This is a genomic window from Ruegeria spongiae (genome assembly GCF_023502395.1).
GTDB classification, from domain to species: domain Bacteria; phylum Pseudomonadota; class Alphaproteobacteria; order Rhodobacterales; family Rhodobacteraceae; genus Ruegeria_C; species Ruegeria_C spongiae.
Map to the genome: position 1 here is coordinate 60,146 of NZ_JAMFMB010000003.1, position 24,810 is coordinate 84,955.

Consider the following 24,810-nt stretch of genomic DNA (forward strand, 5'->3'; position numbering starts at 1 on the left):
GGCCAAAGGGCACCGAAATGATCGCGGCGTTGAGATTTCTGATTCCGCTGCTTGTTATTCTGACGGTTGTCTATGTCTGCCTGTCGCTCTATTCCCGCAATGTGCGACGCGGCAAGCTCGAGGCGCGGTGGCGGGAAAAAGGCATGACGGGCGACCGGGATGCCTTTGTGAGACGGGGTCTGAAGAGATATGATGCCTCATTCCGCCGCAAGCTGATCCTTGGGGTCTATGTGGTGCCGCTCGGGCTGATCGGGCTGCTGATCTATGTAACGAATTTCATGTGAGGACCCGCCATGGTCTATGTCAAATGGGCATTCATCCTTCTCTTCTGGGGCACGGTTGCGGCGGCGCTGCACTACACGTTGCCGCAATATGACGTGGTGCGGATCACCGATACCTATGAAAAGCGTATCGACCCGGGTGACAACAGCCTGTTCTGGTCGCGCGCCGATGTGGGCAGCGATACCACGACGCCGAACCGGGACGTGTTCTTCATCCAGACCCGCAAAGCGGATGGCAAGGTCATGGTCTATCGCAACGAGGATACCGGCTGGGGCTGGCCGCCCTATTTCAAGGTGCATTCCTCGAACCTGCAAGCCGAGGCGGTGGACATGAAATCGACCGCAGAGAACCCCAAATGGGTGCTGATGCGCCATTATGGCTGGCGCAATGAATTTCTGTCGATCTTTCCCAACGCGGTATCGCTCAAGCCGGTAGAGGGACCAGACTACAAGGTCGTCAACTGGTTCAACATCGTCTTCCTGACGGTCTTTTTCGCCCTGCTTTGGGCGCTCTATGTGCGTTGGCGCCGTTTCCGCCAGCGCCGGATCGACCCGATGCTGGAAGATGTCGAAGACAGCTTCTACGCGGCAGGCGACGCCATCGCCGAGAAACAGGGACGGCTCAAGCGCTGGTTAGGTGGTTCAAAGGCCAAGTAGGTCGCTCAGTCGGCATAAAGATGGTCGGTGGCGGCGATCTGCAGACCTTTCTCTGACGAGATGGACAGGAACGCGGCCAGCTTTTCGCCATTGGTTTCCGCATCGGCGGCCTGATGGATGCGGCCATATTTCTCAAAGCCCGCGTCGCGAATCCGGTCAGCCTCATAGGTCAGGTCGTTGCGGATGGTGGGCAGCAGCCGTTCCAGCGTTGCCTGCGACGTGCGCTCGCCCGCCAGACCGACCCGGCGGGCATGACCGATCAGGTAGTCGTCGGTGAACTGACATTCGATCTCCAATATGCGCGTTTTTGAACGGTCGGAATAGAAATCGTTCAGCAACTCGATATTCGACGGGTCCATGCAGACGACAAGCCGGTCGGTGTCGAAATACTCAAACAGCATCCGCATCAATGCACGGCGGTGGCGGGTGCGTTTGCCAAGCGTTGCCTGAATGCCGCCCAGATCGGGCAGCGCGGTGGCCTCTTCGTCAAACAGATAGTCGATGGCGGGCAGGTTGGTGACCTGCCTGATCTGTTCCAGCAGGCGCTTGGCCACATGCCATTTCTTGCAGACCACAATCATCAACTCGCGCTCGCGGCCCAGCGAACTCTCAGTCTCCCAAAACCGCATCGCGAAACGACGCCCGATCCGGCCGCGCCCGGTCAGGAATTTATAGAGACTGCGCCCCTCGTTCGAAATCTGGAAATCAACGCCGCGCGTTGCATAGAGCCGGCCGAGACGGATCTTCAACTCTTTTGCCTCTGGGCTGATCTTGCGGGCGAACAGGAAATCCTGGCTCAGCAGCAGATCATAGTGATCGTTATAGAAGCTGACCGGCATGCCGTAGTCCGAAAACATCAGAAAAGTCAGCGTCCGGCTGTCGATCTCTTCCTCGGGGATCAGATGGCGGACCAGCGTCTGAAAAAAGGTCTCATCCGGGATCCAGGTGGTCCGGAAAAACCGCATCACATCGCGGCGGGTGCGGCTAAACTCCAGAATCGCCTCAATGGTCTGTCGCCGTAAGCACCACCATTGGCTGCCGATCATCATCTGGAGGTCGGCAGGAATCTCTCGTGTCAGGCCCAGTTTCCTTTGCAGGTTGAACGACGCATAGAACAGTTTTTTGTGCTTGCGCTCGTTGAAATAGTGGCGATAGATCAGCCGCTCTTCGCGCATGCCGGTCTTGATCCAGTAGCTGTCGAAGAAATCGACGCTTTCAACGAAGTCCTTGTCATTTTCATCCAGAAACTCATGGGCATATTCCGCCGTCTTGATCGCCATGCAGTCACCCGAGAGCATGTAGAAATGCGTGGCATCCGGGAACGCCTCGACTGCGGCTTCGATGGCGTTGAGCGAGGCCTGCACCAGCGACCATTCCCCCCAACCGCATTTGATGCGCTTGCGGGCGAAGGTGACATTCGGGTTGTCGTGCAGAACCTGTTGGATTTTCTGGAAATGCCGGGAATTGGCGCGGGCGTCGAAATGGATCGACATGTAATCGCCCGCCGCCGTCAGACGTTCGGCCTGCAGGATGATCGCGTCAGGATCCTTATGACAGAGAAGGATATAGGCGATTTTTGCCATTTTTAACGATCAGTCCCTGTTTCTGCCCGCCATTTGCCCATTCGCCGCTAACACCGATTGAACAAACGGAATATTTTTGCTTGGTTTAAGGTCAAGACGCCTGCGGTCAATTATGACGAAGCGGGGACAGGAGGCAAGGCAGATGGGCTTTCCAGGAACCTGGATGACTGAAAGCGAAAGCGTGGTCTATCGCGTGGTGCCAAAATGCGCCTGCTCGACCATCGGTCAGATCATGTATTACTCGGACCACGGCCAGTTTTTCGACGGCGATATCCATGATGCGCAATCCGGCCTGCACAAATGGGCGCTGGAGGGCAGCCAGCAGCCAATTGCCCACAATGTGCAGACCCATAAATCCTACGCATTCACCTGCGTCCGCAACCCCTATACCCGGATCCTGAGTTCGTTCTTCGACAAGATCTGCGGCATCCAGCGCAATGGCAGCCGGTATCGCGGCAACATGGTGCCGATGCTGGTTTATAAATACGGGGTCGAGGTCGGCGGCGACGACGGCAAGCAGGAGTTCGACCAGATCGCAAGCTTTCGACGCTTCCTGCTCTTTGCCCGTGACACCATCCGCTGGCGTCGCCCGATGGACCCGGACATCCATTGGTCGGCCATGTCAGGCCATGTCTCGACCTTCATCAGCAATGGCGGGCAGTACGACAACATCTTCTGGACCGAGACCTTCAATGACGGCATGCAGAAGGTCGTCGATGCCATTGACACCCCGCATCAGGTCGATCTGGAGACAGTGCCGCGGTTCAACGAATCCGAAGGGCACGGACCAAAGCGGCAGCATCCGGTCGAGGACTATTTCGACGATCTGTCGATGCATATGGTTTATGAGATCTACAAGCGCGATTTCGACTTGTTCAAATACGATTTCGAAAACCCGGCCAACAAGATGCCGACCGGAGAGATTGATCTGGACGAGGTCCACGCCAAGCTGGGCGCGTGATGCTTAGCGCCCCATCGCGATCCCTTCGCGACGCGGGTCTGCCGCACCGATCAGTTTGCCATCCTTGATCAGGATCGCGTGCAGCCCGCTATTGAGGTCGCGCGGGTTCACCTCATGACCCTTGCCGCCAAGCGCCTCGGCAAAGCCCGCCGCGCTTGTGCCTTCCTCCAGATCAACCGCGCCGGTGTTGCGATGCACGAAATGGCCGGTTTCGATGGCGTCCTGCGGATCCATGTCCCAATCCAGAACGGCGATGATGGTCTTGGCCACATAGTTGATGATCCGGCTACCGCCGGGGGAGCCGACCAGCAGATACGGGGCGTCGTCCTTCATCACAATTGTCGGGGCCATTGAGCTGCGCGGGCGCTTGCCGCCTTCGACCCGGTTCGCCACCAGCCGGTCGCCATCTCTTGGTGCGCGGTCAAAATCGGTTAGCTGGTTGTTCAGCAGAAAGCCGCGCGCAAAAACCCGGCTGCCAAAGAATGTCTCGATGGTCGTCGTCATCGACAGCGCGTTGCCATAGGCATCTCGGATCACGATATGGCTGGTGCCGGGGCGACCCGGGTTCTTGGAGGGCGCAAGGTTCAGCGCGCTGTCCTGATAGGGCGGGTTGCCCGCCTCGCGTTTGTCAGCCGCGCTGTTCTGATCAATCAGCTTGGCGCGCTCGGCGAGGTAAGCCGGGTCCACCAGACCCTTGACCGGAACGTCGATAAAATCGCTGTCGGCCATGTAAAGTCCCCGATCTGCGTAGGCCAGTTTGGCGGCCTCGGCATAGAGATGCACAAATTCCGGCGACCAACCCATATCCTTGATGTCGAACTTGTCGAGGATTCCCAAAATCTGCCCAACCGTCAGCCCGCCCGAGGTGGGCGGCCCCATTCCGCAGATGTCATAGGCGCGGTAGGGCGCACAGACTGCCGGGCGAATCTTGACCCGGTAGTCGGCCAAATCCTGCAACGTGATGTTGTTTTCCACCGTCGAGGTCCCGGCAACGGCGGCCACAATATCCTCGGCGATGGGACCGGCATAGAATGCATCGGCACCCTCAGCGGCCAGAATGCGCAAGGTGTCGGCAAATTCGGGGTTTTTCAGCAACGTGCCCTCGGTCAGGGGCGCGCCCGCTTCGTCAAAGAAATAGACATCCGCGCCTGGATATACATCCAGCGGCATTTCGAAATCGATCGTGCTCTGCAGCGAGCTTGCCATGCGCGGCGACACTGCGAATCCGGCCTCGGCGGTCTGAATCGTGGATTGGAACAGATCGGCCCATGGCAGCTTCCCATAGAGGTTATGGGTCACCTCCATCAGCCGCAGGATACCCGGTACGCCAACCGCCTGCCCGCCCGAGATTGCCTGTTTGAACGGCATCTTCTCGCCGTTCTCATCCAGAAACCGCTCTGGCGTGGCAGTGGCGGGGGCGGTTTCGCGCGCATCAAAGGTCATCAGCTGCTTGGTCGAGGCGTCCCAATACAGCATGAAGGCCCCGCCCCCGATGCCCGATGATTGCGGCTCGACCAGGTTCAGCATGAGTTGCACGGCGATCATCGCATCCACCGCCGTGCCGCCTTCGGCCAGCACGTCATAACCTGCCTTCACCGCCAGCGGGTTTGCCGCGGACACCATGAACTCCTGCCCGGTTACCGAGTGCTTTTCTTCCCACCCATAGCCGACCTCGGGCGCGGGGTCCTGCGCCTGGGCTGCGCTGGCCAGCACTAACCCGGGCACCAAAGCTGCGATCAACGAATATCTGTGCATTGTGGGTTTCTCCTGCGCATGTGAGGTGGCGATCACCGTGACCCGAAGCCACCAGAGGTTGCGAGGCGGCATGAGACTCACCCCCAAGCCTAACGCGACGGCATTGCAAAGCCACCTGAATTTGCAGCACCTGCCCGGCCCTCGCCGATTGCCGCCCGCGACGTTACAATTCCGTCGCTCAAACGTGAGAACAGTTTTCTTTTACCTCTAGCGGCCTATGGCTATGTCACAGGAAACAAACCGGTACGGAGACACTGATGGCGCATCGCTGGAAAAATGACCTGAGCTACGGGGATGTGACGCCGGAACATGTCTATCTGAACCGGCGTCAGGTGATCGCAGGTCTTGCAGGAACAGGCCTTGCGGTGGCAGCTGGTTCCCTTTCGGCCGAAACCCTGGAACCCAATAGCTGGGAAGAGATCACCACCTACAACAATTTCTACGAATTCGGCACCGGTAAGGAAGATCCGGCCAAGTACGCTCATCAGATGAAAACCGACCCCTGGAGCGTCAAGATCGACGGTCTGGTCGACAATCCTGGCGAATACAGCTTTCAGGACATCCTGTCCGAGATGACGGTCGAAGAGCGCATCTACCGGTTCCGCTGCGTTGAGGCATGGTCGATGATCGTGCCGTGGAACGGGTTCGAACTGGGTGATCTGCTGGCCATGGCTGGGGTTCAGGAGGGCGCAAAATATGCCGCCTTCGAGACCCTGCTGCGCCCCTCCGAGATGCCGGGCACCGCCTATCGGACCATCGACTGGCCCTATCGCGAAGGCCTGCGTCTGGACGAGGCGCTGCATCCGCTGACGATCATGGCGACCGGGATCTATGGCAAGCCGATCCCAAACCAGAACGGTGCGCCATTGCGGCTGGTGGTGCCCTGGAAATACGGGTTCAAATCGATCAAATCCATCGTGCGCATCACTCTTACTGACAAAGAGCCGCCCACAAGCTGGAGCACGCTGATCCCCGGCGAGTACGGGTTCTACAGCAACGTGAACCCGAAAGTGGACCATCCCCGCTGGTCGCAGGCCAGCGAGCGCCGGATCGGGGGCGGTCTGTTCTCCAAACGCCAGCCTACGCTGATGTTCAACGGCTATGAGAATGAAGTGGCCAGCCTTTACGAGGGCATGGATCTGGCCCAGAATTACTGACGTGCTGGACCGCTTGAATCCATATCTCAGAAAGCTGCCCGTCTGGGCGGTGTATCTGGCGGGCGCTCTGCCGCCGATGGTCTGGCTCTGGATGGGTGCGACGGGCCGGTTGGGGGTCGAACCGATCAGCGCGCTGGAGCACAAACTGGGTGAGGCGGCGCTGCAATTGCTGATCCTGGGTCTCGCGGTCACGCCGCTGCGGCGCCATCTGGGACTGAACCTGATGAAATTCCGCCGCGCCATCGGCGTCCTGGCCTTTTTCTACCTGTCCATGCACCTGTTGGTCTGGCTGCTTCTCGACGTCCAGATTCCGCAACAGATCTGGGCCGATATCGTGAAACGCCCCTATATCACGGTTGGCATGGCGGGATTTCTGCTGCTGCTGCCACCGGCGCTGACCTCGAACAACTTCTCGGTCCGCCGTTTGGGACCCAGATGGCGATCGGTGCATCGGCTGGTCTATGTGGGCGTCGTGCTGGGCGGGCTGCATTATCTGATGCTTGCCAAAGGGTTCCAGATCGAGCCGCTGATCTACCTGACAATCATCGGCGTGCTTCTGTTGCTGCGCCTTCAAGTGCAACGCAAGCGACAACCGGGATTGCCAGAGCCGCGCAATAGTCTAAAGCAGGTGTGACAGGCACGCCCCGGCAGCATGCGCTTGACGACCCGCTTGCCTCCCGGTAACCTGAAAGTAAATCAGGTATTTGCCATGGCACGAACTCTACCCCGACGGGAACCGGTGCGGGCCCCCATTCAGAAAAGAAGTCAGAAGCGGGTTGAACTGATACTCAACGCCGCCAAGAAACTGGCTCAGGAAAAGGGCACTGCTGGCATAAAAATGGGGGACATCGCCAAGACGGCCGGTGTGACCATGGGATCAATCTATCAGTATTTCCCCAACAAGCGCGCCATCGTTGCTGAACTTGCGACCGCCTATCTTGATGACAACACCAGAAAGAACCAGGAGATCCTGAGCGATCGGCCAAATTCTCTGGCCGAGTTGTCCCGCACCACCGTCAAGCTGGTGAACCAGTATTACGATCTTGGCCGCAAGGACCCGGTCGCAAGTGACATCTGGCTGGGCTACGCGACCGACAAGGAATTGCAGACCATTGATGCCAATGACACGTTGCGCAACCGGGACGCCGTTTTTGCTGCCTCAAAGCATCTGTTTCGCGAAGAAGCCTATGACCGGGCGAACCGAGCACTGCTGCTGATCATCTCGCTTGGCGGCGCGGCAGTGGCGACGGCGCTGCAGCATGACGAAGAAGAAGGCCGCAGGATTCTCGATGACGCTATCGAAATGCTGCTGGCGGCCTGGGATGTCTCGATCCTGCCTTTGGGGCATGACACCTGAGACATCCGTAAAGCGACTATCGAGTCAGCACATTTTCCGGCATTTGCTTTGGGCTGCACAGGTTCGGATCGCCGAGTGGAAAACAGCGGTCGATGGAAAACGCCGCATAGGCCAAACAAAGATAAAGCACAACAACCGCGAACCCGATGGGACCGACGCGCTTGCATCGCATCAATACGGTCTCCCCCCACGTTGGGTCGCCGAGGACGCCGTAAGGCAATGATCCGGTTGTGCCTGTTGTCTCCATGAGATGCATCCGCTCCTCAACCTGAATTATTGTCAGCTTTAGCTTTGTCAGGGCTTTGCGTCAATCATTAACTGACAAACTTTAAGATTTAGAACTTGGCAACTTGCGTTATCCGGCCGTCCCCGTCGTACCAATGCGTTACCGGGCAGGAACCGGCACACGCGGCCCGATCAGGGCTGGCCAAAGCGCAAAGAGGAAGAGGCCAAAGGCCGCGATCCACAGCCCCCCCGTCGCCAGAAGCGCTGGCAGATAGAAGATATCCAACTCAACCCCCGCCCATCTGGTGAACGCCGCCAATGTGATCAGCGCGTATCCCACTGCCATCGGGCGCGGGGCGATCAGGGCACGCCCCGAATGACCAAGCGCCGCACGGCTCATCACCGCCAGCGTCATACCCCCAACGCAGCCAATCCCCAGAACATGCAGCCCGGCCAGTTCATTGCCGATCCCAAACCGGGCCAGACCTGTCAGGATCATGCCAAGCGCCAGCATTGCCATGCCAAGATGCAGCGCCAGCAGGATCGGTTGGTTCCAGCACCATGCCCCGCCCCATCGCATGATGCGAACCCCCTGTACGCCTCCGAACAGAAGGGCAACCGAACCAATCAGCCAATCCGGCGCCGACAACATGGTCAAAGGCGGCAACGCAAGTGCACAGACAAGCGACAGGCGCTCTATCACTTTGTGGCTGCTGGGCCAGTTAACCTCGGGCACCCCCGCCCGTTTCATCGCATTGCGGGTAAAGGCGGGTGTCACACGCCCGCCCAGCACTGCGATCAGCGCACACAGGGTGATCAACCCGCCGCGCAGACCTGCAGCGGCCGTGTCATCAGTGACGCCCAGCCATTCCAGATGCACCAGCAGGTTCGAAACCCAGAGATAGACAAGAAACAGCAGAAACATCACGTTCTGCGGTTTCGGACGTTTCAGCAACTGGGTGAGAATTTTAAGCGCGAGAATCGGCAGAAAGGCCAGATCAACCACCGCGACCAGCAGCGGCGGCAGCGCGGCGGCGTACCAGATGGCCAGGCGCCCCGCCAGCCATAGCGCTGCGGCAAGCGCGATGAACCCCTGCCGGGCGCCTTGGGTATTGGTCCAGCTTGGCACCGCGGTCAGAAAGAATCCGCCTATTGCGGCGCTGGCATAGCCGAAGATCATCTCATGCGCGTGCCACATCACCGGTGGCGGCCCCAGAACGGGGGCTGCGTCCAGACCGCTCAGAAACAGCTCCCAGACCAGCCCGGTGAACAGGGCGTATAGCCCGGCCGCCAGAAAGAACACCCGGAATCCCTCGGAAAACAGGCGGTTCACGACACCCATGTCTTATCTCCTGCCCGCGCTGGCCCAAAGCTGCGCGGATCTGCTCGCTCGTTGTCCAGTCAGAGTTAGCGGCGCGATGACCGGGCGACCTTAACTTAAGTCAAGGCGGGGCACGCGCGCGGCTGACAGACTCAGGGGGCCTCACCAGCCACCGACGGAGATACCGTTATGAGAACGACCACAGCCATTCGCAGAACTTTGCTTCTGACCAGCGCTTCTTTGGCGCTGGGTCTGGCCGCACCCATGGTTTCCGCACAAGAGCAAGATCATGGCGATGACGCGACAGCTTCCTACCAACCTAGCATGACCACACTCGGAGAGTTGAACCTCGAGATCCCCGGCCGCAAGGAAGGCGATCCGGTGATGACGCAGGAAGAGTATGACATAGGAAACAAGATCTATTTCGAACGCTGCGCAGGCTGCCATGGCGTGCTGCGCAAAGGGGCGACGGGCAAACCGCTGACCACCGACCTGACCCGCGAGAACGGGTTCGAATATCTGCGCGACTTCATCACCTACGGCTCGCCCGCCGGGATGCCCAACTGGGGCACCTCAGGTGATTTGAGCGAAGAACAAATCGACCTGATGGCGCGTTACATCCTGCTGGAACCCGCCTCGCCGCCTGAGTTTGGCATGGCCGAGATGCGTGACAGCTGGCAACTGGTCATCCCGCCCGAGGACCGTCCGACCGAGAAGATGAACGATATCGATATCGACAACCTCTTCTCTGTCACCTTGCGCGACGCGGGCCAGATCGCCCTGATCGACGGCGCGTCTTATGAGATCAAGGCGGTGATCGACACCGGTTATGCGGTGCATATTAGCCGGATTTCCGCATCGGGCCGCTATCTGTTCGTGATCGGGCGCGATGCTCGGGTCAACATGATCGACCTGTGGATGGAAGAGCCCGCCACAGTGGCCGAGATCAAGGTCGGTTCCGAGGCGCGTTCGGTCGAGACCTCGAAATTCGAAGGGTTCGAGGACAAATATGCGATTGCCGGGTCCTACTGGCCGCCGCAATACGTGATCATGGACGGCAACACACTTGAGCCGCTCAAGATCAAGTCGACCCGCGGCATGATCTATGACGATCAGGAATATCACCCTGAACCGCGTGTGGCCTCGATCCTCGGTTCGCATTACAAGCCGGAATTCATCGTTAACGTGAAGGAAACCGGCAAGATCCTGATGGTCGACTACTCGGACATCAAGAACCTGAAAGTGACCGAGATCGAAGCCGAACGTTTCCTGCATGATGGTGGCCTGGACAGCACCAAGCGCTACTTCCTGGTTGCGGCAAATGCCCGTGGTAAAGTCGCCGTAGTCGATACCAAGGACTCCAAGCTGACCGCGTTGATCGAAACCGGCGGCGAAACACCGCATCCGGGCCGTGGTGCAAACATCATGCACCCGACCCATGGACCGGTCTGGGTGACCTCGCATCTGGGCGACGAAACGGTGGCGCTGATTGGCACCGATCCCGAAGGCCACCCCGATCAGGCCTGGACCGTGGTTCAGACGCTCTACAGCATGGGCGGCGGGTCACTGTTCGTGAAATCGCACCCGACCTCGAACCACCTCTATGTGGATGCGCCGCTGAACCCCGATGCCGATATCACCGGAACGATCGCGGTCTTCAAGATCGACGAACTGACCCAGGAAGAGCCGGAATACACCGTTCTGCCGATCGTGGAATGGGCCGGGATCACCGAGGGGCAGCCCCGCGTGGTGCAGGGTGAGTTCAACCAGGAAGGCAACGAAATCTGGTTCTCGGTCTGGAATGCCAAGGACCTGACCAGTGCCATCGTGGTGATCGACGACAAGACGCTTGAGCTGAAGCATGTGATCAAGGACGAGCGCCTTGTGACACCGACCGGCAAGTTCAACGTCTACAACACACGGGCTGACGTCTACTGACGCAGCCTATCGGGCGGGCCATTTCGCGTTCCTTTGGGCCCGCCCGCCAATTCATCCTCGCCAGCACCTGTCCGACCAAATGGAGCCCGCCATGACCCAGCCCGGAAAAGTCTTTCTGATCGGTGCCGGTCCGGGCGATCCCGACCTGATCACGCTCAGGGCGCTCAAGATGCTCAAAGCCGCGGATGTGGTCGTGTATGACAAGCTGGTCAGCCCCGAGATCCTTGCCCTGGTCACACCGGGCTGCCGTATGATCGCGGTCGGCAAATCCCCCAAATGCCATCCGGTGCCGCAGGAGCGGATCAATGACATTCTGGCGTCCGAGGCGCGCGCAGGCCACACCGTCGCGCGGCTCAAGGGCGGTGATCCGATGATCTTCGGGCGCGGCTCGGAAGAGGCCGCGTATCTGGCGGAACGCGGGATTTCGGTGGCCTACGCACCTGGCATCACCGCCGCGCAAGGCGCAAGTTGTGTTACTGGCGTGCCGCTAACCCATCGGGGGCTGGCCACCTCGGTGCAATATGTCACCGGGCACCGTCAGGCGGGCAAGGTGCTGGATCTCGACTGGAAGCGGTTGGCCGATCCCGACACCACACTGGTGGTCTATATGGGCGTGGCCAATATCGGCCAGATCGCCATGGGCCTGATGACCGAGAATCTGCCGGGCGGCACCCCCGTCCTTGCGATCAGCCGTGCCACCACCCCGGACGAGCGCAGGCTGGTCTCGCGCCTCGACCGGATTGCGGCGGATGTGCGCGATAAGGCGTTCAAAGCCCCCACACTTTTCATTATCGGCAAGGTGGTGTCGCTTTGCGAAGGCCAACCTGTCGCCGATCTCGTCGACCAGGTGAAGGCCCATGGCTGAACGCGTCTGCCTGCAATGGATTGCGCCACGCGCCCGCCTTGCCACCGCGATGGTCGCGCTTGTGGCAAGCTCGACTTTTGCCGCCGAGACCATTGATCCCGGCGCATTGAAACGTCTGGTGCATCAGGATTGCGGGTCGTGCCACGGGCTGACGCTCAAGGGTGGGTTGGGTCCCGATCTGCGCGCGCAGAACCTGCGGCACCATGATGCGGAAACCCTCAGTGGCGTCATTCTGGACGGCATCCCAGACACCGCCATGCCCGGCTGGCGTCCCCTGATGAGTGAGGAAGAGGCCGAATGGGTCGCCCGTTATCTGTTGGAGCCCGAGCAATGAGATACCTTGCCTTGATTGCCGCAATGTTGACCTTACCGGCGCAAGCGCAGCCCACCGCCACCGGTGATCTGGGGCTGGTAATCGAGCGCGCGACCGGTTCGGTATTGCTGATCGACCAATCCGACCGAGCCGCGCTGGCCCGGATCGACGGGCTGGGCGATCTCAGCCACGCCTCGCTGGTTTACTCGCCCGATCAGCGCTTTGCCTATGTCTTTGGCCGCGATGGCGGGTTGACCAAGCTTGATATCGTTACCCGCCAGATCGCGGGACGCGTGGTGCAATCGGGCAATGCCATTGGCGGTGCGATCTCGGATGACGGGCAACTGGTCGCCGTGTCGAATTACGACCCCGGCGGCGTACGCGTCTTCGATGCCGAGACGCTGGAAATGGTCGCCGACATTCCAACCGGTGGTAAAACCATCGGGCTGGTCGACGCGCCGGGCCGCCGCTTCGTCTTCACCATCTGGGACAGCGGCGAGACCTGGATTGCCGATTTCTCAGGCACCGCGCCCGAGATAACCAAAATCCCGGATATGGGCCGCAACCCCTATGACGCGCTGATCACTGCCAATGGCCGCACCTATATCACCGGGCTGTTTGGCGAGGACGGGCTGACGGCGCTCGATCTCTGGTCCGATGACCCGCAACCCATCCGCGTGTTGCCCGGCTACGGACGCGGTCAACAGGAAATGCCGGTCTACAAAATGCCCCATCTGGAGGGCTGGGCCGATGCGGGCAGCGAATTTGTGCTGCCCGCCGTCGGTCACCACGAGGTGCTGTGGATCGACGCCAGAACACTGAAAGAAACCGCGCGCACGCAAACCCATGGCCAGCCGGTTTTTGCCATGGCGCGGCCTGACGGGCGGCATGTCTGGGTCAATTTCGCCCACCCGCTGAACGACACGATCCAGGTGATCGACACGCTCAGCAAGCAGGTGATCCACGAATTCAAACCCGGCCCTGCCGTTCTACATATGGAATTCACGCCGCGCGGGCATGAGGTCTGGATCAGCGTGCGCGATGCCAACAAGGTGATGGTCTACGACACGCAAAGCTTCGAGAAACTGCGCGAGATCGACGCCGAGAGCCCCTCGGGCATCTTCTTTACGGCGCGTGCGCACAAGACGGGGCTATAAGCGATGCATCACGTCACCGACCCCATCGACCGCCAACTTCTGGACAATTGGCAGCGCGGGTTTCCGATCACCGGGCAGCCCTTTGGCGAACTGGCCCGCGCGCTCACCCTGTCCGAGGGTGAGGTGATCGCCCGGCTGCGCCAGATGCGGGCCAGCGGTCGGATCACCCGTGTCGGCGGCACTATCGCACCGGGCACCATCTCGGCCAGCACATTGGCCGCCATCGCGGCCCCCGAAGACCGGATCGACGAGGTCGCCGCCCGCATTGACGCCGAACCGGGCGTCAACCACAATTACCTGCGCGAGGATCACTGGAACCTCTGGTTTGTCGCCACCGGCCCCGACCGCACCCATGTGCAGGGCACGCTGGGCCGCATTTCCCGCGACACCGGGCTGCAGGTGCTGAACCTGCCGCTGCTGCGGCCCTTCAATGTCGATCTGGGGTTTCGCATGGGCGTCGGTCACGGCGCGGTGCCTGAACGCCGCCCGACCGATCTGAGCGCCCTGCAAAAGGGCGACCGCGACTTGCTGCAAAAGCTCAGCAGCGGCCTGCCCCTGACCCCGCGCCCTTACCACGATCTTGCCCTGCAGCTTGGCCGGGATGCAGATGCTGTCATGGGGCGGATTAGCATTCTGCTCAATGCAGGCATTATCTCTCGGCTGGGTGTGATCGTACGCCACCGGGCGCTGGGATGGACATCGAACGCGATGGTCGTCTGGCAGGTGCCCAAGGCCCAGGTGGATCAGGCCGGACCGGCGCTGGCCAGCGTGCCGGGCGTGACGCTGTGTTATGAGCGCCGCCCGGTGGAGGGTGTCTGGCCCTACAGCCTTTATTCCATGATCCATGCCAGATCGCGCTCCGAGGCGCGCGAAGTTCTGGCCCGTGCCGCTGACTTGCCAGTGTTGCGGGGCGTCGCCCACAAGGTGCTGTTTTCAACCCGCTGTTTCAAACAGACCGGCGCGCTGATAAAACCGAAGGAGGCCGCCGCATGACCCCGCTGGACGACACCGACCGCCGCATCCTGAATCACATGCAGGAGGACCTGCCGCTGGTCGCGAACCCCTATGTGCTGGTTGCCGACGAACTCGACCTGACCGAAGCAGACCTGCTGTCCCGCCTGAGCCGCATGAAAGACGACCGTGTCATCACCCGGTTCGGTCCGTTCTTCGATGCCGCCGCCATGGGCGGTGCGTTTTGCCTTTGCGCCATGGCGGTGCCCGAGCATGACTTCGACTCCGTCCTGATCAAAGTCAATGCGCACCCCGAGGTCGCGCATAATTATGAACGCACGCATCATCTGAACATGTGGTTCGTGCTGGCGACCGAAACACCCGAGGGGATCGGGGCCACAGCTGATGCGATCGAACGTGAAACCGGGCTGACAGTGCTCCGGTTTCCGAAACTGCAGGAATTCTTCATCGGCTTTCGGGTGGCGGCATGAGCATCACGGACACGGACCGACAGATCATCGAAGCGTTGCAGGGCGGGCTGCCATTGGTGCCCGCACCCTTCGCGCAGGTCGCCAAAGGTCTCGGCATGAACGAGGCCACGCTGATCGACCGGATCGCCGCGCTGAAGGCCAGTGGCGTGATCCGCCGTATCGCAGCCGCGCCGAACCACTACAAGCTGGGGATGGTGGCCAATGGCATGACTGTCTGGGACGTGGACGACGCACGTATCTCCGCATTTGGTGCCCGGATCGGCGCGCTGCCCTTCGTCACCCATTGCTATGAGCGCCCGCGCGCGTTGCCGGACTGGCCCTACAATCTGTTTGCCATGGTACATGGGGCAACGCGCGACGAGGTCTTCGAGAAACGCGCGCAGATCGCAGCAATCCTTGGTGATACCTGCCGCTCCAGCGACATTCTTTATTCCACCCGCATCCTGAAAAAGACCGGTCTGCGTCTGAAGGAAAGGACCTGACATGTTCCGACTGACAGAATACATGCACCAGCTTGTCGATCCGACCCCGGTGCGCAAACGGTGCGGAACGGGGCCTGTCAAACCGGTGGTGATCTGGAACCTCACCCGCCGCTGCAACCTGAAATGCCGCCATTGCTATACCGTATCGGCGGATGTGGATTTCCCCGGCGAGTTAAGCCACGAACAGGCGATGGAGACGTTGGAGGATCTTGGCCGCTTCAGGGTCCCCGCCCTGATCCTGTCGGGTGGCGAACCGCTGGATCGCAAGGACCTGTTCCAGATCGCAACGCGTGCGCGGCAACTGGTGCGGATGCTGGCGCTGTCGACCAATGGCACCAAGATCCATGGCGCGACCGCCGACCGGATCGCCGAGATCGGGTTTGACTATGTCGGCATCTCGCTGGACGGGATCGGCGCCACCAATGACTGGTTCAGGGGCGTCGACGGTGCCTTTGCCGACGCTTTGCGCGGTGTGCGCGAATGTAAGAAACGCGGCATCAAGGTCGGCCTGCGTTTCTGCCTGACCGAAGGCACGCAACACCACCTGCCTGACCTGCTGACGCTCTGCGACGACGAGGGCGTCGACAAGTTCTATCTCAGCCATCTGGTCTATGCCGGGCGCGGCGACAAGAACCGGGCTGAGGACGCCGCCCATAAACGCACCCGCCACGCGCTGGACCTGCTGCTGGAGAGCGCCTGGGCGGCTGTGACCAAGGACGCACCGCTGGATATCGTAACCGGCAACAATGACGCTGATGCCGGGTATTTCCTTGGTTGGGTCGCCCGCAATTTCGATGCCGATCGCGTGGCGCATCTGCGCGATCATCTGGCGGCCTGGGGTGGCAATTCTTCGGGGCTGGGGGTCGCGAATATCGACAATCTGGGCCGCGTTCATCCCGACACCTATTGGTCGGACTACACCGTCGGCAACGTCAAAACCACGCCGTTCTCGCAACTCTGGACCGGCGACGACCCGATGCTTGCGATGCTGCGCACCCGCCCGCGTCCGCTAAAAGGGCGCTGCGGGGCCTGCAGGCTGCAGGATGTCTGTGGCGGCAACACCCGCATTCGCGCACTGCAACTGACCGGCGATCCCTGGGCCGAGGACCCGGCCTGTTACCTCAGCGACGCCGAAATCGGCGTCACCGGCTCCGAGCGGCTCGAAGTCAAACCATTCCGGGGAAAACGCCATGATCCGGCGCATCAGTTCTTTTGACCGCCTAAGGCGACTGGCAAAACCTGTGCTGGTTCTGACGGGCCTCATGCTGGCCACGTCCCCCGTCGCGGCACAGGTGGACCCCGCTGCGGATTATGCTGAACACTGCGCGTCATGCCATGGCGCGGACCGGTTGGGCGGGCTGGGGCCTGCCCTGATCCCCGAAACGCTGCGCCGGATGCGCGGACCGAAAGTGGCCGCGGTGATCCGCGACGGGCGCGCGGCGACGCAGATGCCTGCTTTTGATGATGTGTTGGAGGCCGCGTCAATCGAAACGCTGACCGCCTACCTCAAGGAACCGCTGGTCGGCATACCGCCCTGGGGCGTGGCTGAGATCATGGCGAGCCGCGACATGGTGCCCGACTATGCCCCATCCTCCGCGCCGGTCTGGGACAGCGACCCGATGAACATCACGCTGGTGGTAGAGACCGGCGATCACCATGTCTCGGTTCTGGATGGCGACACGTTCGAGGTGCTTGACCGCTTCGCCACGCCTTTCGCCGTGCATGGCGGCCCGAAATTCAGCCCCGACGGGCGCTATGTGTTCATCATGTCGCGCGATGGCTGGGTGCAGAAATACGATCTGTGGTCACTGGCAGAGGTCGGTCGCGTGCGCGCGGGCCTCAACAGCCGCAACATTGCCATCAGCCATGACGGCAAATGGCTGGCCGTTGCCAACTACCTGCCGATGAGCCTGACCCTGCTGTCGACCGAGGACCTCTCGGTGGCCCGCGTGATGGAGGTGGTGGCCAGGGATGGCACGCCGTCCCGCGTCTCGGCGGTCTATCAGGCCCCGCAACGACAGAGTTTCATCCTCGCCCTGAAAGACGCCCCAGAGATCTGGGAAGTGGCGACCGATCCGAATGCCGATCCGGTCTATGAAGGCTTCGTGCATTCGCGCGAAAAGGGCATGATCGAGGGGATACCATCTAGCGAAGGTCTATTTGCCCGCCGCCGGATAGAAGTGAGCGAACCGCTGGACGATTTCTTTTTCGACGATGATTACCGCAACCTGGTCGGTGCGGCGCGGGACGGGGTCCGGGGCGTGGTGGTCAACCTGAATGTTGGCCGCGAGATCGCAGAGCTGCCGCTGCAGGGGATGCCGCATCTGGGGTCGGGCATCAGCTGGCTGCGTGACGGCAAACGGGTCATGGCGACGCCACATCTGAAGGAAGGCAAGCTGTCGATCATCGACACCGAAAGCTGGCAACGGATCACCACGATCCCGACCGAGGGGCCGGGTTTTTTTCTGCGCAGTCATGAAAACACACCCTATTTCTGGGCTGATGTGTTCTTTGGTCCAAACAAGGACGCCATGCATGTGATCGACAAGCAGAGCCTTGAGATCGTGCGCACCCTGCGTCCTGTGCCCGGCGCCACCGTGGCCCATGTAGAGTTCACGCGCGACGGCAAACATGCCCTCGTTTCGGTCTGGGAGGATGAGGGCGCCGTTATCGTCTATGATGCGCAGACGCTGGAGGAACTCCGCCGCCTGCCGATGCGCAAACCTTCGGGGAAATACAATGTCTGGAACAAGATCACATTCTCGGAAGGCACCAGCCACTGAGGACGGCCGCTGGCCGATCTGGAAATTGGCGCTGCTGTTTTATCCGTTTGCAATGGCAGCGGTTGCCATCAACCTGTTCATGCTCGGTCTGATCGGCGTCGCGCTGGGATGGCAGGCGATTGACCCGGTGCGCTCGGTGCTCTGGGCGATCCCGCTGGGCGTGCCTGCTGCGTGGCTTGCCGGGCGCTGGGTGCGCGGGTTGATGGATGAGGCGGAGTAGCTGGCAATCGCCGCGCGGCGTCAGGTCGCGACCTCAAGCCGCGCACCCGCGAACTGGTCTATGATGCGCGATGCCTGAGCCGGCGCACTCAGGCACAGCGCCGTGGACAACCCATCAGCAATCACCGCACGCGGGGCCGACACCGCGACCAGCCTTGGCGTTGTTGCCCGGCCATCGGGATGCAGGATATGCCCTGTTGCGCCGTTCAGCAGTGTGCCCGCCGTGGCCGATGTGGCCAGCGCCCGGTCGCTCAGGCGCACCTTGTGCCGCAGCTCGCCCGTGGGGTCGGCGACACCCACACTCCACGGCTGGCTATCCCCCCGCGATCCGTGCGCAACTATTTCACCCATGTCGATCAGCAGGTTCTTCAACCCACGCCCAGCAAGGACTGCGTGGACACGATCGCTCACCATACCCTGCGCGATGCCGTTCAGTGTCAGCGCCATGCCGGGCGTCCGCAGCACCACCTGCCCGGTGTCGAAGATCACATTCCGCCACCCGACCCTGGCCCGCGCAGCAGCGATTTCCGCAGGCGGCCGCCCCAGAGCAAGCGCGACCCAGAGAGGCTGAACGGTCGGGTCAAAAACCCCATCGCTGGCGTGATGTATCGACGCCGACAGGCTGAGAACCTCAAGCAATTCCACCGATGGCGCATCAATCCTCCCGGCATCGTTCAGGCGGCTGATCTCCGATCCCGGGCGATAGAGGCTGAAGATGTCTTCCAGCCGCAGCACCTCGCGCTCAACCGCTGCAAAGATCGGATCGGCCTCGGCCTGCGAGAGACCCTCCAGCCGCATACTGGCAGGCGCGCCAAGCGCCACACCCCGCCAATGGGCCGAGACCGAAGGCCCGGCAAAACCGGGCAGAGCTGCCGCGCTGGCAGCGATGGTCAGGAAGCGGCGGCGGGTCAGAATAGTCATACCGGGGTCTCCAGTGTCTGATCCAGATCAACGGGGCCGAGGGCCGCCTCATCGGGGATATCGCGCAGCGGTACGGCCTCGCCGCCATAGGTCGAGATGAAGCCCTGCGCGCCCTCTGCATCGCCAAAGGGCACGATCTCGGGCGCGCCCATGCCACCGGCAACGCCCGCACCGACCACATAAAGTGCCGTATCGGCTGGAATCCAATTACCTGTGCCGGGCACCTCCCAGCTCAGCGCCATTGCCATGTCGCTGACATAGGCGCCGGTGATGTCGGCCTCGCGCTCGGGGCTTTTCAGATAGGCCACCATGTCGCGCACCTGCGCAAAGAACAGCGGTTGTTCGTGTCCCTTGAGGTGAACCTGCCCCTTGGGTCCGCCATGTTCGGAGATATGCATCTGGCAGAAATAACTGAGCGCGGTTTCCGTCAAGTCAGCGGGCGGTGGCGGGGTGGCAGCCTGCTCCTCTTTGCAGCCCGTCAGTGCCACAAGCCCGATCAGGACCAGATATCTCATGGCTCGACCCTCCGGAATGCGGCACGCGCCAGCAGCAATGCCAGCACCGGCCAGATCAGCAAGGACGCCGGTGCGGCCCAGACCGGCAATGCCTGCGCAGCCCCTGTCATGCCGCTGGCCATCGCCACGCCCTCGGTCGCGGCGATGTTCCACAGACGGAAGGCGTCGGCCGGGTTGGCCACCATCACCCAGGGAAAAACGGACCGGGTGAAGGTCCCGCTTTGGTCCATGACCACTGCGCCCAAAAGGCCGAGGTCGTAGAGGACAACAAAGATCAGCCACAGCCCGGCCGACATACCCGCTGCCGCGGTGCTACCCCCGGCACACGCCGACAGCAGGTATCCCAGCGCCAGAAACACGGCGCCCAGCAGGATTGAAGTGAGGATGAGGCGGCACAGCGCCACGAGGCTCTCGGAACCGGCCCCGCCGAACCATGCGGCCAGTGCCCCGGCGGTACCAAAACCCACGGTCATGGCAAAGGCAAGCGCTGCCAGATGAGCCGTGAATTTGCCCAGCAGGATCTCACCACGGCCCGCCGGATAGGACAGCAGCAGCGCGAGACTGCCCCGGTCCACGTCGCCTGCGATGGCATCAAAGGCGATCATCAGCGCCAGAAGCGGCGCAAGATAGACCGACAGTGTGGTCATCGACGCGACCGAGACGGTCAGCATGTCGACCCCCAGCGTGCCGGTGGGCGCGCTGCCCGCAAATGTCAGGGCCAGCGCGAACAGCACCATGATCAGTGTTGCCACCAGCAGCCAGCGATTGCGGCGCAGGATCAACAGCTCGGCCCGGGTAACAGCCAGGAAACGGGTCATTGCAAAGCTTCCTTCGCGTAGTGCCGGTAGAGGTCCTCCAGCCGGGGCGGCGTCATTTCAAGGTCAACAACGGCCTCGCCCATGGCCGCGATCCGGCGCAGGGCCTGCATCTTGTCGGCGGGGGAACACAGCATCTCGACTGCGGCCCCATTGACCCGGTTACCCCCCAGATGCGCCGCCAGCGCCTCGGGGTTTTCGCGCGCACGGACGCGCAGACGGATCGGCAATCCCGCCAGGTCCGACAGGTTCGCCAATGTATCGTCGGCCACCATCACGCCCTTGCGCAGGATCGCGATGCGGTCGGTGCGGGCCTCGACCTCGGTCAGGGCGTGGCTGGCGATCAGCACCGCCGTACCCTGCCCTGCCAGTTCATCAATGATGGCATAGAGATCCTGGCGCGAGATCGGATCCAACCCGCTGGTCGGCTCATCCAGCAGCGCCAGTTTCGGCCGCCCCAGCAGCACTTGCGCCAGCCCCAGCCGCTGCCGCATCCCTTTGGAATAGGCCCCGATCCGGCGGTCCATGGCATCGTCCAGTCCGACGCGATCAAGCAAGCCCGGCACATCCCCACCCGCGCCGGAAAGCTGCGCAAACAGCGACAGTTGCTCACGACCCGTCAGGGCCGGGTGGAACGACACTGCCTCGGGCAGATAGGCCGTGTTCCGGCGCGCATCTGCGCTGCCAGGTCGTGCGCCATCAATATGGATTGCCCCACCCGCAAACGAGGTCAGCCCGAGAACACATTTGATGAGGGTAGATTTACCCGCACCATTGTGACCCAGCAGCGCCACGCGCTCGCCGGGGGCAAGGCTCAGGTCAACATCATCCAGAACGCATAGTTTACCACGAGATTTGCAGACGCTTTTGAGGGTGAGGGTCATGTCACTCATGCGGCACCTTTTTGATTGCCGGGGGTTTCGGGGCGGACATCAGCGGATGGCTGTCCACCACGCCGCCGGGCAGCAGCGCCGGGAACGCCGATTGCGACCAGCGCACCAGTTGCACGGCGGGTGAGCCCAGCAGCAGCTTGGCCGCGGGCTGGGTCCAGAGAACATGGTCCATACTGTCATTGGGCCGGTAGGGCGCGTCGGCGATGCCATTGCCATCCACGTCATAGGCGGCAAAGTCAGACCAGTAATTGCCGCGCCCCTCCTCCGACCATTCGACCCATTTGGTCGAGACATATTTCACCTGCGTACGGTTGCCGACAAACGCGTTGCCGACGATCCGGTTGCGGTCGGACCCGGCGGTGAAGTGAATGCCGATGCCGCAGCCTTCGAACCAGTTATCGGTGAATTCGTTCTTGTTGGCATTGTAGAGGAAGGTGCATTTTTCCTGCGCGCCCACCACCACATTGCCCGAGATCACGCTCTGGTTGGCATAGTTCAGCATGACGCCGTGCTCACGGTCATTGATCGAGACATTATCCGTGACCCGCACCCGTTTGGTGAACATCACCGCATAGCCCAGATCATTGCCGATCGAGACATTGCCCGAGACCTCGGAATTGTCGGCATACATATAATGCACGGCAAAGCGCAGATCGCGGAACAGGTTGTTTCGGAAGGCGTTTTTCTTCGAGGAGTTCACGAAAATCCCGTCGCGCCCGTATTGGATGTCATTGTCTTCGACCACGGCACCCGGCGCGTTCCAGACATAAACACCGTTGCCACGCGCATTCATGCGACGGTCCTGTCGGCCCTCGATCCGGTTGCCTTTGACAAGGCTGTCTTTCGCCCCGTGGATATCGACCCCGTAGAGATTGCCGATCAGCACATTATTCAGAATGTGCGGCGCGGTTGCGGTCTTGGTCAACTTGATGCCGCTGTCGATCCCTTCGTGATCCGAGCCGGACCCCACCACGGTCAACCCGCGCAGGGTCACGCCCGGCCCGGTGACAGTGATGACACTGCCCGCGCCCTTACCGTCGATGGTGGCGTGACCCATCCCGTCAATGGTGACGGGACGGTCCAGAACCAATGTCTCGGCATAGGTGCCCGGCGACAGGCGGAGGGTGTCGCCCTCCTCCGCCTGCGCCAATGTCTCGGCGATGGCCCCGGCCCGGTTGGGCACGTCCCATTCGCCCGCCCAGAGGGGTGTGGCGAGCAGGAGTGGTATAAGTCGGAGCCAGCGCATGGCTTATGCCCCCTGCGGCTCGACCAGCATCCGACCGCGCATTTCCATGTGCAGCGCGTGGCAGAACCACTGGCAATAGAACCAGTGTACGCCCGGACGGTCAGCGGTGAAGGTGACCGAGGCGGTTGCCATCGGGGCCACTTCCATCGCAATGCCGTAATTGCCCAGGCAGAATCCGTGGGTCACGTCATCCACGTCATCGAGATTGGTGATATAGACAGTCACCTCGTCGCCTTGTTTGACAGTGAACTTTTCGAGGCTGAAGGTCGGGGCCTGCGATGTCATGTAGACCCGCACCTTGTTGCCGTCGCGGATTGGCTCCTCGGCACCGTCCTCCAGATCGATGCCATCGGCCTCGGCCTGTTTGCGCGCATCTTCCCAGGTGACGTCGTTGCGGTCCCAGATATTGACCGGATTGACGATGTCGCGGCGGACCATGATCGAGTCATGCGGCTCGGCAAAGGTCGGGCCATCGTGGACCACTTTCATCTCGTTGGTCGAAATGTCGATGAGCTGTTCGTTCTCGGGCTTGAGCGGGCCCACGTTCAGGAACCGGTCTTTCGAGAACTTGTTCATCGAAATCAGCCATTTGCCGTCGGCTTCCTTGGTTTCCCCCATGGTGGTGGAGTTGTGGCCCGGCTGATAGTGCACATCTACCTTCGAGATGATCGGGTCAACATCAGAACCCGCGTAAGCTTCGATCGCTTTGCCGATGTTCCACTTCACGATCTGGCTGTCGAGGAACAGCGTGGTGAACGCATTGCCCTGACCATCATAGGCGGTGTGAAGCGGGCCAAGACCTAGCTGAGGTTCACCCACGATGCAGGACCGCGGATCGGCATCGCTGTCGAACAGAGCGTCCAGCTTGGTCACGTCCATGATCGATACGGTTGGCGACAGCTTGCCGTTGATACAGACGTGCTTGCCGTCAGGCGCGGTGTTGATGCCGTGCGGCGAGTTCGGGATCGGGATGTAACGGGTGTAGTTCTTGTTCTGGCCCTTACGCCCATCCAGAACCTTGACACCCTTCAGTTCCTGATAATCTCCGGCTTCGATCCCCGCTTCGATTTCTGCAAGGTTGAAGACGACGACATGGTCCAGCTCGTTCTCGGTCATCTCGGCGAGATTCATGCCCATTTCCGAGTTGTACGAGGTCGAATAGGCGTATTTGCCCTGATAGTCGCAGTCGGTATTGTCGAGGTTCCCCGACACGATCACCTGCCACGCCACTTCCATGGTGTCGCCGTCCAGCGCGGTGAAGATGTTCACGTATTGCGATGGATCGTCCAGCACGGTGCCGTCATTGACCAGCGGGGTTTCATCCTCGCCATTGGCAAAGACGTATCCGGTCCGCGGGAATTTCTGCGGGCGCAGACCGTGGATTGCCTTGGCGTTCGGAATCTCGGTGATCTTGTCGCATTTCATCACATCGCAGCGCACGCGGGCGACGCGGGTGTTGGCCTTGTCGTTCATGAACAGGTAGCGCCCATCATAGGTGCCGTCGGTGAACGACATATGCGGGTGGTGCAGGTCGCCATTGTCATAGGTCTTCATGCCGCGCTTGGCGAGGAAGTCCTTGGTTTCCGGCAACAACCCGTCGGACATGATCTTCAGCGACTCGTTGGTCTGACCCCAACCGGTGGCCGAGCAGCGGTTGAACACCGGCACCCGCATCAGCTCGCGCATGGACGGGAAGCCCAGAATGCGCAACTCGCCGGTCTGGCCCGAGGACCAGAAGCCGTAATATTCGTCCAACTCTCCGGGCTCCAGATTGACCTTGGCGGCAGCGCTTGCTTCGCGCGCGGTCATCAGCGTGGTGCCAAGCCCGGTCGCCGCCAGGGCGGCCCCGGTTGCGGTGGCCCCCATCAGGCCTCGGCGCGTGACGTTCAGTTTCTTGTCTTGTTCCGACATGGATGTTCCCCTT

Annotated in this window: 25 protein-coding genes; 16 read left to right on the forward strand and 9 right to left on the reverse strand. The window is 61.2% G+C overall.

The genetic code is table 11. The features are described from left to right. The first annotated feature begins 17 nt into the window (after positions 1-17). Together M3P21_RS03480 and M3P21_RS03485 are read left to right on the forward strand one after the other, a co-directional pair. Positions 18-284: a hypothetical protein gene (locus M3P21_RS03480; RefSeq protein WP_249706828.1), complete on the forward strand. Its 267-nt coding sequence runs from the start codon at positions 18-20 to the stop codon at positions 282-284. Between the two features lie 9 nt (positions 285-293). Beyond that, on the forward strand, positions 294-938 hold the full coding sequence (locus M3P21_RS03485) for a DUF1523 family protein (RefSeq protein WP_249706831.1): 645 nt from the start codon (positions 294-296) through the stop codon (positions 936-938). A gap of 5 nt (positions 939-943) precedes the next feature. On the opposite strand, the gene M3P21_RS03490 is transcribed toward M3P21_RS03485, so the two are convergent. Continuing rightward, the gene (locus M3P21_RS03490) at positions 944-2,521 is read right to left on the reverse strand and encodes a DUF5928 domain-containing protein (RefSeq protein WP_249706832.1); all 1,578 of its coding nucleotides are present in this window, start codon (positions 2,519-2,521) and stop codon (positions 944-946) included. Between the two features lie 142 nt (positions 2,522-2,663). On the opposite strand from M3P21_RS03490, the gene M3P21_RS03495 reads away from it, so the two are divergent. Then, complete coding sequence (locus M3P21_RS03495) at positions 2,664-3,482, forward strand: sulfotransferase family protein (protein WP_249706834.1); 819 nt, start codon at positions 2,664-2,666, stop codon at positions 3,480-3,482. Positions 3,483-3,485: 3 nt separating this feature from the next. Here M3P21_RS03495 and ggt read toward each other — a convergent pair whose 3' ends face one another. Then, a complete protein-coding gene (gene ggt / locus M3P21_RS03500) occupies positions 3,486-5,237 on the reverse strand; it encodes a gamma-glutamyltransferase (RefSeq protein ID WP_249706836.1) in 1,752 nt (583 codons plus the stop codon). A 257-nt stretch (positions 5,238-5,494) separates the two neighbouring features. Here ggt and msrP point away from each other — a divergent pair, with 257 nt between their 5' ends. From msrP to M3P21_RS03515, 3 genes are all read left to right on the forward strand, one after another. Beyond that, positions 5,495-6,394 (forward strand): protein-methionine-sulfoxide reductase catalytic subunit MsrP, encoded by a 900-nt coding sequence (msrP, locus tag M3P21_RS03505; RefSeq protein WP_249706837.1) that lies wholly within the window; start codon positions 5,495-5,497, stop codon positions 6,392-6,394. A gap of 1 nt (position 6,395) precedes the next feature. Then, on the forward strand, positions 6,396-7,028 hold the full coding sequence (msrQ, locus tag M3P21_RS03510; RefSeq protein ID WP_373319941.1) for a protein-methionine-sulfoxide reductase heme-binding subunit MsrQ: 633 nt from the start codon (positions 6,396-6,398) through the stop codon (positions 7,026-7,028). A 75-nt stretch (positions 7,029-7,103) separates the two neighbouring features. Next, the gene (locus M3P21_RS03515; RefSeq protein ID WP_249706838.1) at positions 7,104-7,751 is read left to right on the forward strand and encodes a TetR/AcrR family transcriptional regulator; all 648 of its coding nucleotides are present in this window, start codon (positions 7,104-7,106) and stop codon (positions 7,749-7,751) included. A 385-nt stretch (positions 7,752-8,136) separates the two neighbouring features. Here the strand turns inward: M3P21_RS03515 and M3P21_RS03520 are convergent, their stop codons facing one another. Beyond that, a complete protein-coding gene (locus M3P21_RS03520; RefSeq protein WP_249706839.1) occupies positions 8,137-9,318 on the reverse strand; it encodes an NnrS family protein in 1,182 nt (393 codons plus the stop codon). A gap of 168 nt (positions 9,319-9,486) precedes the next feature. Here M3P21_RS03520 and M3P21_RS03525 point away from each other — a divergent pair, with 168 nt between their 5' ends. From M3P21_RS03525 to M3P21_RS03570, 10 genes are all read left to right on the forward strand, one after another. Further along, positions 9,487-11,235: a nitrite reductase gene (locus M3P21_RS03525; protein WP_249706840.1), complete on the forward strand. Its 1,749-nt coding sequence runs from the start codon at positions 9,487-9,489 to the stop codon at positions 11,233-11,235. Positions 11,236-11,326: 91 nt separating this feature from the next. Continuing rightward, a complete protein-coding gene (cobA, locus tag M3P21_RS03530) occupies positions 11,327-12,100 on the forward strand; it encodes a uroporphyrinogen-III C-methyltransferase (protein ID WP_249706841.1) in 774 nt (257 codons plus the stop codon). Continuing rightward, positions 12,093-12,434, forward strand: a complete 342-nt coding sequence (locus M3P21_RS03535; RefSeq protein ID WP_249706843.1) for a c-type cytochrome — start codon at positions 12,093-12,095, stop codon at positions 12,432-12,434. The genes cobA and M3P21_RS03535 overlap by 8 nt, the downstream gene beginning before the upstream one ends. Beyond that, entirely contained in the window at positions 12,431-13,570 is a 1,140-nt protein-coding gene (locus tag M3P21_RS03540; protein WP_249706845.1) for a cytochrome D1 domain-containing protein, read from the forward strand. Before M3P21_RS03535 ends, M3P21_RS03540 begins: the two co-directional genes overlap by 4 nt. Positions 13,571-13,573: 3 nt before the next feature. Beyond that, entirely contained in the window at positions 13,574-14,563 is a 990-nt protein-coding gene (gene ahbB, locus M3P21_RS03545; protein WP_249706847.1) for a siroheme decarboxylase subunit beta, read from the forward strand. Next, the gene (locus M3P21_RS03550; RefSeq protein WP_249706849.1) at positions 14,560-15,012 is read left to right on the forward strand and encodes an Lrp/AsnC family transcriptional regulator; all 453 of its coding nucleotides are present in this window, start codon (positions 14,560-14,562) and stop codon (positions 15,010-15,012) included. Before ahbB (M3P21_RS03545) ends, M3P21_RS03550 begins: the two co-directional genes overlap by 4 nt. Continuing rightward, complete coding sequence (gene ahbB, locus M3P21_RS03555; RefSeq protein WP_249706851.1) at positions 15,009-15,494, forward strand: siroheme decarboxylase subunit beta; 486 nt, start codon at positions 15,009-15,011, stop codon at positions 15,492-15,494. Before M3P21_RS03550 ends, ahbB (M3P21_RS03555) begins: the two co-directional genes overlap by 4 nt. Position 15,495: 1 nt before the next feature. Beyond that, positions 15,496-16,710, forward strand: a complete 1,215-nt coding sequence (gene nirJ / locus M3P21_RS03560) for a heme d1 biosynthesis radical SAM protein NirJ (RefSeq protein ID WP_249706853.1) — start codon at positions 15,496-15,498, stop codon at positions 16,708-16,710. After that, on the forward strand, positions 16,685-18,277 hold the full coding sequence (locus tag M3P21_RS03565) for a cytochrome D1 domain-containing protein (protein WP_505973656.1): 1,593 nt from the start codon (positions 16,685-16,687) through the stop codon (positions 18,275-18,277). Before nirJ ends, M3P21_RS03565 begins: the two co-directional genes overlap by 26 nt. Before the next feature lie 25 nt (positions 18,278-18,302). Then, on the forward strand, positions 18,303-18,497 hold the full coding sequence (locus M3P21_RS03570) for a hypothetical protein (protein ID WP_308445909.1): 195 nt from the start codon (positions 18,303-18,305) through the stop codon (positions 18,495-18,497). A gap of 20 nt (positions 18,498-18,517) precedes the next feature. Here M3P21_RS03570 and M3P21_RS03575 read toward each other — a convergent pair whose 3' ends face one another. Genes M3P21_RS03575 through nosZ form a run of 6 tightly spaced genes read right to left on the reverse strand, consistent with a single transcriptional unit; the run spans position 18,518 to position 24,797 of the window. Next, complete coding sequence (locus tag M3P21_RS03575; protein WP_249706856.1) at positions 18,518-19,417, reverse strand: FAD:protein FMN transferase; 900 nt, start codon at positions 19,415-19,417, stop codon at positions 18,518-18,520. Next, positions 19,414-19,932, reverse strand: a complete 519-nt coding sequence (locus M3P21_RS03580; RefSeq protein WP_249706858.1) for a nitrous oxide reductase accessory protein NosL — start codon at positions 19,930-19,932, stop codon at positions 19,414-19,416. Before M3P21_RS03580 ends, M3P21_RS03575 begins: the two co-directional genes overlap by 4 nt. Beyond that, on the reverse strand, positions 19,929-20,750 hold the full coding sequence (locus tag M3P21_RS03585; RefSeq protein ID WP_249706859.1) for an ABC transporter permease: 822 nt from the start codon (positions 20,748-20,750) through the stop codon (positions 19,929-19,931). Before M3P21_RS03585 ends, M3P21_RS03580 begins: the two co-directional genes overlap by 4 nt. Next, the gene (locus tag M3P21_RS03590; protein ID WP_249706860.1) at positions 20,747-21,640 is read right to left on the reverse strand and encodes an ABC transporter ATP-binding protein; all 894 of its coding nucleotides are present in this window, start codon (positions 21,638-21,640) and stop codon (positions 20,747-20,749) included. Before M3P21_RS03590 ends, M3P21_RS03585 begins: the two co-directional genes overlap by 4 nt. Further along, the gene (locus M3P21_RS03595) at positions 21,633-22,886 is read right to left on the reverse strand and encodes a nitrous oxide reductase family maturation protein NosD (protein ID WP_249706862.1); all 1,254 of its coding nucleotides are present in this window, start codon (positions 22,884-22,886) and stop codon (positions 21,633-21,635) included. Before M3P21_RS03595 ends, M3P21_RS03590 begins: the two co-directional genes overlap by 8 nt. A 3-nt stretch (positions 22,887-22,889) precedes the next feature. Then, on the reverse strand, positions 22,890-24,797 hold the full coding sequence (gene nosZ / locus M3P21_RS03600) for a TAT-dependent nitrous-oxide reductase (RefSeq protein WP_249706864.1): 1,908 nt from the start codon (positions 24,795-24,797) through the stop codon (positions 22,890-22,892). Between the last annotated feature and the right edge of the window lie 13 nt (positions 24,798-24,810).